The sequence below is a fragment of the Hymenobacter glacieicola genome, from assembly GCF_014640315.1.
GTDB lineage: Bacteria > Bacteroidota > Bacteroidia > Cytophagales > Hymenobacteraceae > Hymenobacter > Hymenobacter glacieicola.
The window spans coordinates 344,413-359,962 of sequence record NZ_BMGS01000001.1 but is presented as its reverse complement, the minus strand read 5'-3'; the positions used below and the strand labels follow the sequence as shown (position 1 = coordinate 359,962).

Genomic DNA, 15,550 nt, shown 5'->3' with positions numbered 1-15,550 from the left:
GAATAGCAGGCAGTAAGAACGCGGCCAAAATAGCCTAATTTCTTACCGCCTGCTACCCAGTTCCAGTTATAACAAGGAAAAAAGTCGAAGCAGAGAAACGGCCCGGACTGCCGGGCCGTTCCAGTAATTACTTCGAGTACAACTCGACGATGAGCTGTTCCGTGATTTTCTCCGGAATCAGTTCGCGCGAAGGGGCGCTGATGAACTTGCCCACCAGTTCCTTGCCATCCCACTCCAGCCACGAGAAAGCACGGGCGTTGCGGGCGCTCAGGCTCGTCGTGATAGCCTCCAGCGACTTAGATTTTTCACGCACGGCAACTACGTCGCCAGCGCGCAGACGGTAGGAGGCAATGTTTACTACCTCTCCGTTCACGGTGATGTGCTTGTGCAGAACGAGCTGACGAGCAGCACGGCGGGTAGGGGCAATGCCCAGACGGTATACCGTGTTGTCTAGCCGCGACTCCAGCAAAGCCAGCAGGTTGTCACCGGTGATGCCGGGCAGGGTAGCTGCTTTGTGGAACAGGTTTTCGAACTGCTTTTCCAGGATGCCGTACATGTACTTCACTTTCTGCTTCTCCATCAGCTGGACAGCGTACTCGCTCTGCTTCTTACGACGACCACGGCCGTGCTGGCCGGGGGGGTATGCTTTCTTGGTGAGTGCCTTGCTTGGGCCGAAGATCGGCTCATTGAAGCGACGGGCAATCTTGGTTTTAGGACCAGTATAACGTGCCATTTCAGGTTTGTTGAGTTGAGTGGGGGTTGAACTGCGCGTGTCGGGCCTCAGAGGCGCTCCTTGCAGGGGAGTAAAGGCGCATCAGAAACCCGACACCGGTGGCAAGCTTACGCCAGCCTGTCCAAGTAATTAAACGCGACGACGTTTGGGAGGACGGCAGCCATTGTGGGGCAGCGGCGTCACGTCCTTGATGGTCGTCACTTCAATACCCACGTTACCCAGCGTACGAATAGCCGACTCACGGCCAGCGCCCGGACCCTTCACGAATACTTCAGCCTTGCGCAGACCAAGGTCATGCGCAACTTTGCCGCAATCCGTAGCAGCCATCTGAGCTGCGTAGGGGGTGTTCTTCTTAGAACCCCGGAAGCCCATCTTACCAGCCGAAGCCCAGGAAATTACCTGGCCATTGTTGTTGGTGATGGAGATGATGATGTTGTTGAACGAGGCCTTGATGTGTACCTGACCTACGGGTTCTACAACGACAACGCGCTTCTTGGCTTTGTCTTTTCTTTTTTGTGCCATTTGGTTATCGCGAAATACTGCGGAAGGTGTTGAAGCCCGCCTCTAACAAGAGAAGCTGGGCTTCGATTCCCGCTACAGATTATTTAGTAGCCTTTTTCTTGCCAGCAACGGTCTTCCGCTTGCCCTTGCGGGTACGGGAGTTGTTCTTGGTGCGCTGACCACGAACCGGCAGACCTTTGCGGTGACGCAGACCCCGGTAGCAACCGATGTCCATCAGGCGCTTAATGTTCAACTGCACTTCTGAGCGCAGCACACCTTCGGTCTTATACTCGGCGGCAATCACGCCGCGGATTTCACCCGCCTCTGCTTCAGTCCAATCTTTCACCTTCTTGTTCAGGTCAACGCCTGCTTTGGTGAGGATCTGCTGGGCAGAAGGACGGCCAATGCCGAAAATGTAGGTCAGCGCGATTTCGCCGCGCTTGTTGTCTGGGATGTCTACCCCTGCAATACGAGCCATGTGCTTTCTTAAAAAGTCTGGTGCTACTAGCCCTGACGCTGCTTATAGCGCGGGTTCTTTTTGTTGATCACGTAGAGCTTGCCTTTGCGGCGGATGATTTTGCAATCAACGCTACGCTTTTTAACCGAGGTTTTGACTTTCATGTCGTCGGGTTATTTGTAACGGTACACAATTCGTCCCTTCGACAAATCGTAGGGCGACATTTCCAACTTTACCTTATCTCCCGGCAGAATCTTGATGTAGTGCATCCGCATCTTGCCCGAGATGTGGGCAATTAGCTGGTGACCGTTCTCCAGCTCCACGCGGAACATGGCATTGGATAAGGCTTCCAGGATAACACCGTCCTGCTCAATGGAAGTTTGTTTGGCCATAAGGCTACTGTAAGGCTTTTTCTATGTATTCGAAGGAGGTAAGTATTTCCGCCTTGTCTTTGCGAACAACCACGGTATGCTCGAAATGGGCAGATGGCTTTAAATCCTTGGTTCGGATGGTCCAGCCGTCTTTTTCCTGAATTATGCTTTTCGTACCCAGGTTCACCATTGGTTCAATAGCTAAAACCAAGCCCGTCTGCAGCTTTAGTCCCGAGCCACGTTTACCGTAGTTTGGAACATCAGGCCGCTCGTGCAGCTTCTTGCCAATACCATGACCGACTAGTTCTCGTACTACGCCATAGCCTTGCTTCTCAACGTGGCTCTGAATTGCATAGCTAACGTCACCCATCCGGTTACCAGCCACTGCCTGCTCGATACCGAGGTACAATGACTTTTTGGTTTCCTCCAACAACTTGGTTACTTCTGGTGCTACCTCCCCTACTGGGTAGGTGTAGGCACTGTCAGCATGATATCCATTGAGCAACACCCCACAGTCAATCGAAACGACGTCTCCGCTTTTTAGCGTGTAGTCACTCGGAAAACCGTGCACCACCACCGAGTTGGGCGAGATGCAAAGGCTGTACTCAAATCCATTATACCCTTTGAAAGAAGGATGTCCACCATGGTCCCGGATGAATTCTTCCGCGCGTTGATCTAATTCGCGTGTCGTAATTCCTTCCCGAATCATGCTGGCCACTTCTCCGTGGGCCTGAGCTAGCACTTTCGCGCTGGCCCGCATGAACTCGATTTCTTCCTCGGTTTTGTAAAAAATCATCTTACGAAGCGAGGGCGATATTTTGCGAGCGGCCCCGAACCTTACCGGTCTTCATCATACCATCATAATGACGCATGAGGAGGTAGCTCTTCACCTGGTTCATGGTATCTAGTACTACGCCCACCATGATGATAAGGGAAGTACCGCCGTAGAACTGAGCAAAAGGACGAGTTACACCTGCTACCGTAGCCAGCGAAGGCAAAATAGCAATAACTGCCAGCGCCACAGCACCGGGTAACGTAATCCGAGTCAATACCTCATCAATATATTCCGAAGTATCACGACCGGGCTTAACTCCCGGAATGAAACCACCGCTGCGCTTCAGGTCATCCGCAATCTGATTGGGGTTAACGCTGATAGCCGTGTAGAAATACGTGAAGATGATGATGAGTAAACCAAACACCACGTTGTATACCCAATGGTTTGGCTGGAACCACGTCCCAATGAGAGTAGCCGTGTCACTATTCTTGTTCCAAGCGGAAGCAGCAATAGCAGGCACGAACATCAACGACTGAGCAAAGATGATCGGCATTACACCGGCTGCATTCACTTTCATCGGAATGTACTGGCGTTGCGAGCTAAGCGTAGCAGCACCCCCCACTTGCTTGGCATACTGAACAGGGATTTGACGTACAGCCTGCGTGAGGATAATAACCGCCATAACCACCAAAAACAGCACGACAAGCTCGATTAGGAAAATCAGTGAACCCCGCATGGTGCGAGCCGTAGCTTCACCAATCAGAGCACCAGGTAGCCGCGATACAATCCCGATCATAATGATCATAGAAATACCGTTGCCAATTCCCTTATCGGTGATTTTCTCCCCCAACCACATGCAAAACAGCGTACCTGCCGTCACGATTATGGCTGTGGAGACAGTAAAGAAGGCACCGGGGTTTACGATGGCCTCTGCATTGATCGTAGCAATGAAGCCTACTGACTGTAAGGCTACGATGGGGATAGTAAGAATGCGCGTGTACTGGTTGATCTTCTTACGTCCCGACTCGCCTTCCTTCTGCAATTTCTGGAAGTAAGGCACGGCAATCGTCAGCAGTTGCAGAACGATTGACGCCGAGATGTAAGGCATGATGCCCAGCGCGAAAATCGACGCATGACTGAAGGCGCCCCCGAGCAGAGTATCCAAGATACCCAGTACTCCGGTAGCGCCTCCTTGAGTTAGCCGAGTCGGATCGACGCCGGGGAGCACCACATAAGAACCCAGCCGGTAGATGGCAATGAAAAAAAGCGTATTGAAGATCCGCGTACGCAGATCTTCAATTTTGAAAACTTCCTTTATCGACTCGATAAGTTTTTTCATTGCTTCTTAAACGCTACAGCGTTACAGCTTTGCCACCAGCCTTCTCAATGGCTTCAACAGCCGACTTAGAGAAAGCGTGAGCATGTACTTCCAAAGCCTGGGTGATTTCACCACGGCCCAGAACTTTAATCTTGGCGTTTTTCGAAGCCAAACCGGCATTCACGAAGAAAGCAGCATCCAGCGTAGTAGTGCCGTTCTCCGTGAGGGCAGCCAGCACGTCAAGGTTGACGGCTTTGTACTCAACGCGGTTGATGTTTTTGAAACCGAATTTCGGTACCCGGCGCTGCAGAGGCATTTGACCGCCTTCGAAGCCCGACTTCTTGGAGTAACCCGAACGGGACTTGGCACCTTTGTGACCGCGCGTCGAGGTGCCGCCACGGCCGGAACCCGTACCGCGACCAATACGCTTTACATTGCGCGTGGAGCCAGCGGCGGGTTGGAGATTGCTGAGATTCATTTTCGGGAGATTCCTAGAGTTCGGTTACTTCCAACAGGTGCTGTACGGCGTGAATCATACCAGCTACCTGAGGCGTATTTTCTACTGCCTTGGTGCTGCCGATTTTGCCGAGGCCCAGGGCCTTTACAGTGCGCTTCTGACGCTCGGGGCGGTCGATAACGCTCTTTACGAGTTTGATTTGGATCTGTGCCATCTGCTCTTAGCCGTTAAAAACTTGGGAGAGAGTGATGCCACGCTGCTGGGCAATCTGCATGGGGTCACGCATCTTCAGCAGGGCGTCGAAGGTAGCCTTTACCACGTTGTGAGGGTTCGACGAGCCTTTCGACTTAGCGAGTACGTCTTTGATACCAGCGCTTTCGAAAACAGCGCGCATAGCACCGCCTGCAATTACACCCGTACCAGCAGCAGCCGGCTGAACCAGCACAAAACCACCCGAGTACTTACCTTCCATTACGTGAGGAACCGTGTGCTTGTACAGCGGAACCTTCACCAAGTTTTTCTTCGCGTCGTCAATGCCTTTGGCAATGGCGTCGGTTACTTCATTGGCTTTGCCGAGGCCGTAGCCTACAGTGCCGTTACCGTCACCTACTACTACGATGGCCGAGAAGCTAAAGCGACGACCGCCTTTCACTACTTTGGCGACGCGGTTGATAGCAACCACTTTCTCTTTCAGATCAGAGTCACCGGTACGGGACTGCTGCTCATTGTTACGGTCATTGCCGCGACGGTCATTGCCACCACCACGACGGTCATTGCCGCCGCCACGGTTATCGCCGCTACCACCACGGTTGCCGGTGTTAAATTCTGCCATGATGATTTAGAAATTGAGGCCGCCTTCGCGGGCTCCTTCTGCCAATGATTTTACGCGGCCGTGGTAGAGGTAACCGGAACGGTCAAATACCACTTTCGAAATTCCTTTTCCTGTAGCACGGGCGGCAAGCTCTTTGCCGACTGCGGCAGCGAGGGCGACTCCGTTGCCCCCTTCCACCGATACGTGCTTCGAGGAAGCAGACGCCAGGGTGTGACCGGTTGTATCGTCAATAATTTGAGCATAGATGCCCGTATTGCTGCGAAATACCGACAAACGCGGACGCTCGGACGTGCCAGACACCTTAGTGCGGATGATGCGCTGGATCCGTTTTCTTCTAGTTGCTTTATCGAAAGCCATGGTGTGATGTTATTTCGAAGCTGTTTTACCAGCCTTACGACGAATCTGCTCACCCACGAAGCGCACGCCTTTGCCTTTATAGGGCTCAACTTTGCGCAACGAGCGAATCTTAGCGGCCACCTGGCCCAGCAGTTGCTTATCAATGCTGGTCAGCGTAACGATAGGGTTTTTACCTTTTTCCGTTACAGCCGTAGCCGTTACCTCCTTGGGCAAAGCCAGGAAGATGTTGTGCGAGTAACCCAGCGACAACTCGAGGGTGGTACCAGCCATGGCGGCTTTGTAACCTACACCTACCAGTTCCAGCTTTTCTTCCAAACCGTTGCTAACACCGTTAACGGCGTTGTTCAGCAGCGAGCGGTACAGGCCATGCATGGCCTTGTGGCGTTTCTGCTCGGTAGGACGGGTCACTACCAGCTGACCATCTTCGGTAGCTACAGTAATGTCGCGGTCAACCGGAACAGTCAGGGTGCCCTTGGGGCCCTTCACGGTTACCGTGTTTTCGTTGCTCACTTCAACCTGCACGTTGGCGGGCAGGCTGATGGGCAGTTTACCAATGCGTGACATAGTCTCGTTTTCCTTTCAGATTAGTAGACGTAGCACAGCACTTCGCCGCCCACGTTCTCGGCTTTCGCCTCTTTCTCCGTCATCACGCCCTTCGACGTCGACAGAATCGCAATACCCAGACCGCTTAGTACGCGGGGCAAGTTCTCCACATGGGCGTACTGACGCAGACCCGGGGTGCTGATGCGCTCCAACTTCGTGATGGCGGGCTTTTTAGTAGCCGGGTTATACTTCAGCGCGATTTTAATCGTGCCTTGTACTGCGGCGTCATCAAACCGGTAGCTCTGAATGTAGCCCTTTTTGTAGAGCACCTTCGTAATCTCCTTTTTGATGTTGCTGGCCGGGATTTCTACTACCCGGTGGTTTGCCTTGATGGCATTGCGCACCCGGGTCAGGTAGTCGGCAATTGGATCTGTGTTCATTCGGTTGTAAAAATGAAGCGCCCATTTTTAGGGAGCCGCAAAGATATGAAAATTTCGCCGCCACGGAAAGAGGCGACGAAATTTTCGGTTAAGACTACTCGGCTCGGCTTATTGAGGCTCGGCCAATGGTTTCTTTCGGCAACCTGCCAAATAACAATGCCTTACAGAAAGCTCTGGTTTGGCAGGAGAACAGCGGTATTACCAGCTGGACTTGGTCACGCCGGGGATTTTGCCGGCGAGAGCCATTTCGCGGAAACGTACGCGGCTAATGCCAAACTTACGCATGTAACCACGGGGACGGCCATCAATTTTGTCGCGGTTGTGCAAGCGCACGGGCGAGGCATTGCGGGGCAGCTTGTCCAGACCTTCGTAGTCGCCAGCCTCTTTCAGAGCCTTGCGCTTCTCGGCGTAACGGGCTACGGTAGCAATACGCTTCCGCTCCCGTGCTTTCATTGATTCCTTAGCCATTGTTCTGTTTCTTGGCGTTAGCGAACGGCATTCCGAAGGCGCGCAGCAGCTCATAGCTCTGCTCGTCGTTTTCAGCCGTCGTTACGAAGGTAATATCCATACCGGAAATCGATTTGATTTTGTCAATCGAAATCTCGGGGAAGATAATCTGCTCCTTGATGCCCAGGGTGTAGTTACCCCGGCCATCGAAGCCTTTATCGTTGATGCCTTTGAAGTCACGAACGCGGGGCAGAGCCACGGTCAGCAAACGGTCAAGGAATTCGTACATCTGGTTGCCACGCAGGGTAACGCGGGCGCCGATGGGCATGCCTTCACGCAGCTTGAAGTTCGATACCGACCGCTTGGCGATGGTAGCAACGGCTTTCTGACCAGTGATGGTCGTCAGCTCATCTACACCGTTATCCACCAGCTTCTTGTCAGCTACTGCTGAGCCAATGCCACGGTTGATGCAGATCTTGGTGATGCGCGGTACCTGCATGATGCTCTTGAACTGGAATTTCTCCTGGAGCGCCGGTACTACTTCTTTTTGATATTTATCTTTCAGTCGAGCCATGGTCGTAGAGCAGATTAGGCGTTGGTCGATTCAACGCGCTTCACGTTGCTCACGTGAATCGGTGCCTCGATCTTGGTGATGCCGCCCTGGGGGTTCTTCGCACTGGGTTTGTTGTGCTTAGTTGCCAGGTTCAGGCCTTCCACGATAACACGCTGCGTCGAACGGTTCACCGACTTAATTACACCGGTTTTGCCTTTCTCGTCGCCGGAAATCACCAGAACGGTGTCACCAGTTTTTACGTGCAGTTTCGCGGGCGTTGCTTTCGTTTTCGTTGCCATTGCTTAGAGAACTTCAGGAGCCAGCGAAACAATCTTCATGAACTGCTTCTCGCGCAGTTCGCGGGCCACGGGGCCGAAGATGCGAGTACCGCGGGGCTCGTCGTTATTGTTGAGCAGTACAGCAGCGTTGTCGTCGAAACGGATGTAAGAGCCGTCTTTACGACGGATTTCCTTTTTCGTGCGAACTACTACTGCCTTCGAAACAGCACCTTTCTTGGCGTTGCCGGAAGGAATAGCCGACTTGATTGCCACTACAATCTTGTCGCCTACACTGGCGTATTTCTTGCCCGTGCCACCGAGGACACGAATGCAGAGAACTTCTTTGGCGCCGCTGTTATCAGCGACGGTCAGACGGGATTCTTGCTGTATCATCTTACTTGGCGCGTTCTACGATTTCTACCAGTCTCCAGCGTTTGTTCTTGCTCAACGGACGGGTCGACATGATACGAACCGTATCACCTTCGCCGCATTCGTTATTCTCGTCGTGAGCCATAAACTTGGTCGACTTGGTAACGAATTTACCGTAGATCGGGTGCTTCATTTTGCTTTCTACCATCACCGTAATGGACTTGTCCATTTTGGATGAGGTAACGCGCCCGATGATTTCTTTGCGCAGGTTCCGCTCCGTGGCGGCCGTTGCCTGCTGTTCTTCGTTGCTTGCCATCGTTAGTTAGCAGAGTTAGTAGCCTGCTCGTTCTCGCGACGCTTCAACTCGGTCAGCAGACGGGCGACATTTTTGCGGGCTTGCTTCAGACGAATCGGGTTTTCCAGCGGGGAAATAGCATGCGCGAAACGCATGTTCTGACCGTTGGTCTGCTCCGTCTTGATTTGATTTTTGAGGTCCTCAATAGAGAGGGCGCGGATTTCGGCGTTCTTCATCTTTTAAGCTTCTTGATAGTCGCGACGAACAACAAACGAGGTACGTACTGGCAGCTTCTGCGCAGCCAGACGCAGCGACTCCTGCGCTACTTCCAGCGAAACGCCGTCGGATTCGAACAGAATGGTACCGGGCTTCACTACGGCTACCCAATACTCGGGCGAACCTTTACCCTTACCCATCCGAACCTCAGCGGGCTTCTTGGTAATGGGCTTATCCGGAAAAATGCGGATCCATACTTGACCTTCGCGTTTCATGGCGCGGGTCATGGCAATACGAGCAGCCTCAATCTGGCGAGCCGTAATCCATGCCTGTTCCAGCGACTTGATAGCGAACGAACCGAAGTCAATGGAGCTGCCGCGGTGGGCTAAGCCATGCACGCGACCCTTTTGCATCTTGCGATACTTGGTCCTTTTCGGTTGTAACATGAGTTATCTAGAATTGAAATTCGAGAGAAAAGAAAAAGGCTAGCGACGGGGGGCGCCACCGCCCTGGCCACCGCGGTTCTGACCACCTGGGCCACCACCACGACGCTGGCCACCGGCACCCTGACCGCCCCGGTTGTCACCGCCACGGCCTTCGCCGCCACGATCATTCCGGTCACGACGCGGGCCACGGTCACCGCCACGGTCACCACGCTCGCCGCGCGGGCCACGGTCGTTGCCACGGCTTTCGCCACCCTGGCCACCGGCAGGCTGCTGGTTCGGAGAGAGGTCGGGCTTACCGAACACTTCACCACGCATTACCCACACTTTGATACCGATTTTACCATACACCGTCTGAGCTTCAGACAAAGCATAGTCAATGTCAGCACGTAGGGTGTGCAGTGGAGTGCGGCCTTCCTTGTACTGCTCGGAGCGAGCAATTTCAGCCCCGCCCAAACGGCCACCGCACTGAATCTTGATGCCTTCGGCACCAACACGCAGGGCAGCCTGAATCGCCATTTTCATAGCGCGACGGAACGAGATACGAGCCTGAAGCTGCTGAGCAATGCTCTCACCTACCAGCTTAGCGTCGAGTTCCGGACGCTTGATCTCGAAGATATTGATCTGAACGTCTTTGCCAGTAATCTGCTTCAGCTCGTCCTTGATCTTGTCAACCTCGGCGCCACCTTTACCGATTACTACCCCCGGACGAGCCGTGTTGATAGTAATGGTAACGCGCTTCAGCGTACGCTCGATTACGATGCGGCTGATGCCACCTTTCGGGATACGAGCGTTGATGTATTTGCGGATTTTTTCGTCCTCAACCAGCTTGTCGGCAAAGTCCTTGCCACCGTACCAGTTCGAGTCCCATCCTTTGATGACGCCCAGACGGAAGCCAACCGGATTTACTTTCTGTCCCATAGTGCTTATGCGGTGGCCTGAGCCGTGGTTTCGGTGGATTTCTTAGCCGAGCTGCGACGGGTAGTCTTAGGTTTGGCTTCAACGTTAGCATCGGTGCTTTTCGTTTCAGCAGCCTGCTTAGCGGCAGCTTTGCTACCCAGCGGTTCTACTTTCGAATCAATCACCATCGTCACGTGGTTGCTACGCTTGCGGATGCGGTGACCACGACCCTGGGGGGCGGGGCGCAAACGCTTCAGCATACGTCCTTCGTCCACAAAAATCTCTTTGATATAGAGGTTGGCATCTTCGATGCGCTCATCCTCGTTTTTCTGCTGCCAGTTGGCCAGAGCCGACAAAAGCAGTTTTTCAACGCGGGCAGCACCGGAGTTAGCCTCGAATTTCAGCAGGCCGAGGGCACGGGTTACTTTCTGACCGCGCACCAGGTTGGCCACCAAGCGCATCTTGCGCGGCGAGGTGGGCACATTACGGAGTTTAGCTACTGCTTCCATCTTAGCGCTTGCCTTTATCTTTCTTGGCAATGTGGCCGCGGAAGTTACGGGTCGGAGCAAACTCACCGAGCTTGTGTCCTACCATGTTCTCCGTCACATATACCGGGATGAACTTATTGCCGTTGTGCACGGCGAAGGTGTGGCCAACGAAATCAGGCGAAATCATCGAGCGGCGCGACCAGGTCTTCACCACCGACTTTTTGCCGGACTCATCCATTGCCGTTACTTTCTTCTCGAGCCGGAAGTCAATGTACGGCCCTTTTTTTAGTGAACGTGCCATTGCTTACTTCTTGCCTTTGCGGTTAACGATGAGCTGCTCGGAATACTTGTTCTTGTTCCGGGTCTTCTGGCCTTTAGCGAAGATACCGTTACGGCTGCGTGGGTGACCACCCGACGACTTACCTTCACCACCACCCATGGGGTGATCGACAGGGTTCATAGCGACACCACGAACGCGCGGACGACGACCCAACCAACGGTTACGACCGGCTTTGCCGAGACGTACGTTCATGTGGTCACCATTCGAAACGGTACCAACCGTGGCCATGCAGGTAACCAGTACCATGCGCATTTCGCCGGAAGGCAGTTTCAGGGTAGCGTATTTGTCTTCGCGGGCAACCAGCTGGGCGTATGTACCAGCCGAACGAGCCATAGCAGCACCGTTGCCGGGCATCAGCTCAATGTTGTGCACGATAGTACCCAGCGGAATCTCGCGCAGGGGAAGGGCATTGCCTACCTCCGGAGCCACGCCTGAACCCGACACTACCGAAGCGCCTACGGTCAGACCAGCAGGAGCAATGATGTAGCGCTTCTCGCCATCAGCGTACTGCAGCAAGGCAATACGAGCGGTGCGGTTGGGGTCGTACTCAATCGTCTTCACCGTGGCGGGCACTGTGGCCTTGTCACGCTTGAAGTCAATGATACGGTACTTGGCTTTGTGACCACCGCCGATGTAGCGGTTGGACATTTTGCCCGAGTTGTTACGGCCACCGGAGTTTTTGAGGGGTGCCAACAGCGACTTCTCCGGCGTCGACGCAGTAATCTCGTCGAAGGCCGGGGCGATGCGGAAGCGCTGACCCGGTGATGTTGGTCTTAGTTTCTTGAGTGCCATTACTCTTGCTTAAAGGAAATGTCTTGGCGGGAAGCAGGCCTACAGGCTGCTGTAGAAGTCGATAACGTCGCCTTCTTTCACGGTCACGATGGCTTTTTTGCCATGGGCGCGACGACCTGAAACGGCGCCGCCTTTCGTGAACTTCGATTTCACTTTGCCGATGGTGCGGATCGTGCTGATGCCCGTTACCGTTACCCCGTACAGTTGCTCAATCTCTTTCTTGATCTGAACCTTGTTCGCTTCGCGCGTAACTTCAAAGGCGTACTGGCCTTTTTCGTTCAGAGCCGTGGCCTTCTCGGTCACGATGGGCTTCTTCAGGATGCTCATTACTCAGCAGTGGTATAGAGTTGTTCCAATGCCGTCAGGCCATCCTCCGACAGCAGCAGCGTGTCGGTGTTCAGCAGGTCGTGGGTGTTTAGAGCCACCGGAGTAGCTACGCTCACGCGCTGGATGTTGCGGGCCGACAGCACCACGTTTTTATCAACCGAGCCGGTTACCAGCAGAGTCTTCTTGCCGTTGTTCAGCTTCAGACCGTTCAGGATGCTTAGGAAATCCTTGGTCTTGGGGGCCGACAGGGTGATGTTCTCTACTAGGGCTACCTTGCCGTCTTTGGCCAAGCTCGACAGAGCCGACAGACGAGCAAGACGCTTGGTTTTTTTGTTCAGCTTGAAGCCGTAGTCGCGGGGCTCAGGACCGAAAATACGGCCACCACCTACGAATACACCCGACTTCATGGAGCCGGCACGAGCACCACCGGTGCCTTTTTGCTTCTTCAGCTTCTTGGTAGTGCCGTGCACTTCGTTGCGCTGCTTCGACTTGTGCGTACCCTGGCGCTGATTGGCCAAGTACTGCTTCACGTCGAGGTACATCACGTGCTCGTTCGGCTCCAGACCGAAGATGGCGTCAGACAGGGTAACCTTACGGCCGGTGTCTTCGCCTTTGATGTTATATACTGACAGTTCCATTTGCTAGGTTATTTTTCCAGGACCACGAAAGAGTTCTTGGCACCGGGAACCGAGCCGCTCACCACGATGAGGTTCTTGTCGGCTACAATGCGCATCACCTTCAGGTTCTGCACTTTCACCCGGTCGTTGCCCATGCGGCCACCCATGCGCATTCCTTTGAATACGCGCGAAGGCCAGGAGCAAGCACCGATAGAACCGGGGTGACGACCACGGTTGTGCTGGCCGTGCGTTTGGCCACCCACACCAGCAAAGTTGTAGCGCTTTACAACGCCCTGGAAACCTTTACCTTTTGAGGTACCTACTACGTCAACGAATTCGCCTTCCTCGAAGAGGGTAGCGTCGATGGTAGAGCCGGCAGCAAAGGTGCCAGCCTCGTCGGTGCGGAACTCAACGAGTTTTTTCTTGGGGGTGGTTCCGGCTTTCGCGAAGTGACCAGCCAGTGCTTTGGTGGTGTTCTTCGCCTTTTTCTCGCCGTAGCCGAGCTGGATGGCCGTGTAGCCGTCCGTTTCGATGGTCTTAACCTGCGTCACTACGCACGGACCCGCCTCAATGAGCGTGCAGGGAATGTTCTTCCCGTCCGGAGTGAAGAGGCTTGTCATACCGATTTTCTTACCGATGATGCCAGGCATTCTGTTGGTTTTTAAAAAAGACACACTTGAAAACGCCCAAGTGGCGTTTTCGGAAATGGAGTGCAAAGCTAGGAAATTGTTGTCTGATAATCTAACCACGTCCTGAAATATTTTCAGTACCACGTAGTTAGGCTCCCTCCTACCGGGCTCGCCTGATCCTCAGCCACTTTTGAGGGGAATGGTTCAGGTGCAACATGTGGCCTTATCAACCTCTTATTGCCACCCCAGAGAAGTAACTGCAAACCTGAGCTGCGGTAAAATCCAAAATCTGGTTTGGACTAGCAACGGTAGCCAGTTAAGCTGGCCGCCATTCGCTTTCTTGGGCCCTAATGGGCTTGCTGCCTTCTAGGGCAAGCAACAGGAAGAATAGGGCAAATGCTAGCCCGATTTGCGTTTCCAGCGTGTACTCAACCAGAAAAGATAAGGTCACAATAAGGTACTGCGCTAGTAGCAGAGGAGCATAGCGGGGCCAGATACACAGGCCCGCGTAGTAAAACCCAACAATGAATAGAATGAGTCCGGCTATTCCGAAGGCAACCGTTGAGTACAGGTATTGGTTGTGAGGTTGGATATAGGCTCCTGCTTGAATCATGGGAAACTCCCGCCGGTACCGGGTAGCCATTTCGTCTTCAATGTCAGCCTTCCCTACTCCTACCCACAAATTATCCTGAATCACTTTCAGGGCCACTTTGTAAGAGTACACCCGGCCTACTAGTGAATAGTTGTTGGCGGAGGCTGTGTTCCCAACCTGGCCGACGTCCTCCTTCGTATTGGCGAACTTGTTTCGGAAGGTTGGAAAGCAGACGTAGCTTACGAGAGGTAGCAGGATAAGCGCTGTTGCCACGGCTGCTGCTTGCCGGAAATTCCGTTGCCGGAACAGCAACCACAAGCACGCTACTCCACCTAGAAAATAAAAGGTTATCAGCCCGCTGCGCACAGCCAGCATGTGCTGGTACAGAGCCAGAGCCACTAGCACAGCTATCAATCCTGCTTTGGCAACGCCTTTTGTATTCCCATGAGCTGCTAGTGCTGCCCCAGCTGCAATGGCAAGGGTAACGATAAGGCTGAACCTGATATGATCAGGTTCCGTGGGCATTACCTTGGAGTGTAGATATAGCTCATTAATTTGATCGAAATGCAGCAAATAGTTGCCCGTGCTCAATAGCGCAGCTAGTAACGTTGCAGCAACAAGAGTTAGCCATAGCCCACGTAGGTAGCTTGCGGGCAGAGGAGGTAGCAGCCAGAAGCCAAGCGGCAAAATCAGGAAGGGCAATTGCAAGACCAGGTCGCGCTGATACCCCCCCCAGTTATCGGCGGAGGTCAGCCAGCCGGAGCCGAGGTGAATCACGTAAACCAGCAGAAAGGCGCCGTACGCAACAGTATTGAATCGGCTGTATTCCGCTCTATGCAACCCGTAGCACAGAAGCCCAGTCACTAGAATACCGGCCATGCCAATGCTGGGCAAGATGCGAAAGAAAGTACTCGTGAACAGCCCTACAATGATGCAAGCGCAAAAAAAGGTAGCGGCTACCAGCAGCCGGTGAAGAGTTAGGATAGATCCCAGGGAAGAAGTCATGCAACACAATACTGGACACAAGGGTCTCTATTGGCAAAAATAGAGCTAGCTCTGCTGTATGGCTGAGCTTTTACCGTAGGCACAAGTTGCATCGATTAAAAACAAAACACCCCACTGGCTTCGAAAACCAGTGGGGTGTTTTGCTTAAGCAACTAGGAAATCAGTCCTCAGACTTTGATTTCAACGTCTACGCCGCTGGGCAGTTCCAGCTTCATCAGGGCGTCTACCGTCTTCGACGAAGTCGAGTAGATGTCCACGAGGCGCTTGTAGGTGCAGAGCTGAAATTGCTCCCGCGACTTCTTGTTCACGTGGGGCGAACGAAGCACGGTGAATTTTTCCTTGTCGGTCGGCAATGGAATGGGGCCGCTTACGATAGCGCCCGTAGCCTTCACCGCCTTCACAATCTTCTCCGACGATTTGTCCACCAGGTTGTGGTCGTAGGATTTGAGTTTGATGCGAATCTTCTGGTTCATGT

29 protein-coding genes are annotated in these 15,550 nt (G+C 53.5%); all 29 read right to left on the bottom strand.

Features of this window, described 5'->3' with window-relative positions; all coding sequences use genetic code 11:
* Nucleotides 1-127: 127 nt before the first annotated feature.
* On the bottom strand, nt 128-733 hold the full coding sequence (gene rpsD / locus IEW18_RS01570; protein WP_188556050.1) for a 30S ribosomal protein S4: 606 nt from the start codon (nt 731-733) through the stop codon (nt 128-130).
* A gap of 129 nt (nt 734-862) precedes the next feature.
* On the bottom strand, nt 863-1,255 hold the full coding sequence (rpsK, locus tag IEW18_RS01565; protein WP_110977283.1) for a 30S ribosomal protein S11: 393 nt from the start codon (nt 1,253-1,255) through the stop codon (nt 863-865).
* Between the two features lie 79 nt (nt 1,256-1,334).
* On the bottom strand, nt 1,335-1,712 hold the full coding sequence (rpsM, locus tag IEW18_RS01560; RefSeq protein WP_045688471.1) for a 30S ribosomal protein S13: 378 nt from the start codon (nt 1,710-1,712) through the stop codon (nt 1,335-1,337).
* Nucleotides 1,713-1,738: 26 nt separating this feature from the next.
* Nucleotides 1,739-1,855, bottom strand: coding sequence for a 50S ribosomal protein L36 (gene rpmJ / locus IEW18_RS01555; protein WP_044003233.1), 117 nt, complete (start codon nt 1,853-1,855; stop codon nt 1,739-1,741).
* Nucleotides 1,856-1,864: 9 nt separating this feature from the next.
* A complete protein-coding gene (infA, locus tag IEW18_RS01550) occupies nt 1,865-2,083 on the bottom strand; it encodes a translation initiation factor IF-1 (RefSeq protein WP_022822146.1) in 219 nt (72 codons plus the stop codon).
* 4 nt (nt 2,084-2,087) lie between these two features.
* A complete protein-coding gene (gene map, locus IEW18_RS01545) occupies nt 2,088-2,858 on the bottom strand; it encodes a type I methionyl aminopeptidase (RefSeq protein ID WP_188556049.1) in 771 nt (256 codons plus the stop codon).
* A 1-nt stretch (nt 2,859) separates the two neighbouring features.
* Nucleotides 2,860-4,176, bottom strand: a complete 1,317-nt coding sequence (secY, locus tag IEW18_RS01540) for a preprotein translocase subunit SecY (protein ID WP_188556048.1) — start codon at nt 4,174-4,176, stop codon at nt 2,860-2,862.
* Nucleotides 4,177-4,189: 13 nt separating this feature from the next.
* Nucleotides 4,190-4,633 carry a 50S ribosomal protein L15 gene (gene rplO, locus IEW18_RS01535; protein WP_188556047.1) on the bottom strand — a complete coding sequence of 148 codons (444 nt, stop codon included), beginning with the start codon at nt 4,631-4,633 and terminating at the stop codon, nt 4,190-4,192.
* Nucleotides 4,634-4,646: 13 nt separating this feature from the next.
* Nucleotides 4,647-4,826 (bottom strand): 50S ribosomal protein L30, encoded by a 180-nt coding sequence (rpmD, locus tag IEW18_RS01530; protein ID WP_188556046.1) that lies wholly within the window; start codon nt 4,824-4,826, stop codon nt 4,647-4,649.
* Between the two features lie 6 nt (nt 4,827-4,832).
* A complete protein-coding gene (rpsE, locus tag IEW18_RS01525) occupies nt 4,833-5,444 on the bottom strand; it encodes a 30S ribosomal protein S5 (protein WP_229728546.1) in 612 nt (203 codons plus the stop codon).
* 6 nt (nt 5,445-5,450) lie between these two features.
* Complete coding sequence (gene rplR, locus IEW18_RS01520) at nt 5,451-5,801, bottom strand: 50S ribosomal protein L18 (protein ID WP_188556045.1); 351 nt, start codon at nt 5,799-5,801, stop codon at nt 5,451-5,453.
* Nucleotides 5,802-5,810: 9 nt separating this feature from the next.
* Nucleotides 5,811-6,365 (bottom strand): 50S ribosomal protein L6, encoded by a 555-nt coding sequence (gene rplF, locus IEW18_RS01515; RefSeq protein ID WP_188556044.1) that lies wholly within the window; start codon nt 6,363-6,365, stop codon nt 5,811-5,813.
* Between the two features lie 20 nt (nt 6,366-6,385).
* The gene (rpsH, locus tag IEW18_RS01510; RefSeq protein ID WP_045688463.1) at nt 6,386-6,784 is read right to left on the bottom strand and encodes a 30S ribosomal protein S8; all 399 of its coding nucleotides are present in this window, start codon (nt 6,782-6,784) and stop codon (nt 6,386-6,388) included.
* 198 nt (nt 6,785-6,982) lie between these two features.
* Nucleotides 6,983-7,252, bottom strand: coding sequence for a 30S ribosomal protein S14 (gene rpsN, locus IEW18_RS01505; RefSeq protein WP_088462455.1), 270 nt, complete (start codon nt 7,250-7,252; stop codon nt 6,983-6,985).
* Nucleotides 7,245-7,805 (bottom strand): 50S ribosomal protein L5, encoded by a 561-nt coding sequence (rplE, locus tag IEW18_RS01500; RefSeq protein WP_188556043.1) that lies wholly within the window; start codon nt 7,803-7,805, stop codon nt 7,245-7,247. The genes rpsN and rplE overlap by 8 nt, the downstream gene beginning before the upstream one ends.
* A gap of 14 nt (nt 7,806-7,819) precedes the next feature.
* A complete protein-coding gene (gene rplX / locus IEW18_RS01495; protein ID WP_139925674.1) occupies nt 7,820-8,083 on the bottom strand; it encodes a 50S ribosomal protein L24 in 264 nt (87 codons plus the stop codon).
* Nucleotides 8,084-8,086: 3 nt separating this feature from the next.
* Nucleotides 8,087-8,455, bottom strand: coding sequence for a 50S ribosomal protein L14 (gene rplN, locus IEW18_RS01490; protein WP_045688459.1), 369 nt, complete (start codon nt 8,453-8,455; stop codon nt 8,087-8,089).
* Between the two features lies 1 nt (nt 8,456).
* Nucleotides 8,457-8,747, bottom strand: coding sequence for a 30S ribosomal protein S17 (gene rpsQ, locus IEW18_RS01485; protein ID WP_188556042.1), 291 nt, complete (start codon nt 8,745-8,747; stop codon nt 8,457-8,459).
* A 2-nt stretch (nt 8,748-8,749) separates the two neighbouring features.
* Nucleotides 8,750-8,962, bottom strand: coding sequence for a 50S ribosomal protein L29 (gene rpmC / locus IEW18_RS01480; RefSeq protein ID WP_188556041.1), 213 nt, complete (start codon nt 8,960-8,962; stop codon nt 8,750-8,752).
* Between the two features lie 3 nt (nt 8,963-8,965).
* Nucleotides 8,966-9,388: a 50S ribosomal protein L16 gene (gene rplP, locus IEW18_RS01475; protein WP_045688456.1), complete on the bottom strand. Its 423-nt coding sequence runs from the start codon at nt 9,386-9,388 to the stop codon at nt 8,966-8,968.
* A 39-nt stretch (nt 9,389-9,427) separates the two neighbouring features.
* Nucleotides 9,428-10,306, bottom strand: coding sequence for a 30S ribosomal protein S3 (gene rpsC, locus IEW18_RS01470; protein WP_188556040.1), 879 nt, complete (start codon nt 10,304-10,306; stop codon nt 9,428-9,430).
* A 5-nt stretch (nt 10,307-10,311) separates the two neighbouring features.
* Nucleotides 10,312-10,794: a 50S ribosomal protein L22 gene (gene rplV / locus IEW18_RS01465; RefSeq protein ID WP_188556039.1), complete on the bottom strand. Its 483-nt coding sequence runs from the start codon at nt 10,792-10,794 to the stop codon at nt 10,312-10,314.
* A gap of 1 nt (nt 10,795) precedes the next feature.
* Entirely contained in the window at nt 10,796-11,074 is a 279-nt protein-coding gene (gene rpsS / locus IEW18_RS01460) for a 30S ribosomal protein S19 (RefSeq protein ID WP_044003251.1), read from the bottom strand.
* A 3-nt stretch (nt 11,075-11,077) separates the two neighbouring features.
* A complete protein-coding gene (gene rplB / locus IEW18_RS01455; protein WP_188556038.1) occupies nt 11,078-11,905 on the bottom strand; it encodes a 50S ribosomal protein L2 in 828 nt (275 codons plus the stop codon).
* A 39-nt stretch (nt 11,906-11,944) separates the two neighbouring features.
* Nucleotides 11,945-12,232, bottom strand: a complete 288-nt coding sequence (gene rplW / locus IEW18_RS01450) for a 50S ribosomal protein L23 (RefSeq protein WP_188556037.1) — start codon at nt 12,230-12,232, stop codon at nt 11,945-11,947.
* A complete protein-coding gene (rplD, locus tag IEW18_RS01445) occupies nt 12,232-12,870 on the bottom strand; it encodes a 50S ribosomal protein L4 (protein ID WP_188556036.1) in 639 nt (212 codons plus the stop codon). Before rplD ends, rplW begins: the two co-directional genes overlap by 1 nt.
* Before the next feature lie 8 nt (nt 12,871-12,878).
* Nucleotides 12,879-13,499 carry a 50S ribosomal protein L3 gene (gene rplC / locus IEW18_RS01440; RefSeq protein WP_188556035.1) on the bottom strand — a complete coding sequence of 207 codons (621 nt, stop codon included), beginning with the start codon at nt 13,497-13,499 and terminating at the stop codon, nt 12,879-12,881.
* Nucleotides 13,500-13,794: 295 nt separating this feature from the next.
* The gene (locus IEW18_RS01435; protein ID WP_188556034.1) at nt 13,795-15,075 is read right to left on the bottom strand and encodes an O-antigen ligase family protein; all 1,281 of its coding nucleotides are present in this window, start codon (nt 15,073-15,075) and stop codon (nt 13,795-13,797) included.
* Between the two features lie 167 nt (nt 15,076-15,242).
* Complete coding sequence (gene rpsJ, locus IEW18_RS01430; RefSeq protein ID WP_022822123.1) at nt 15,243-15,548, bottom strand: 30S ribosomal protein S10; 306 nt, start codon at nt 15,546-15,548, stop codon at nt 15,243-15,245.
* Between the last annotated feature and the right edge of the window lie 2 nt (nt 15,549-15,550).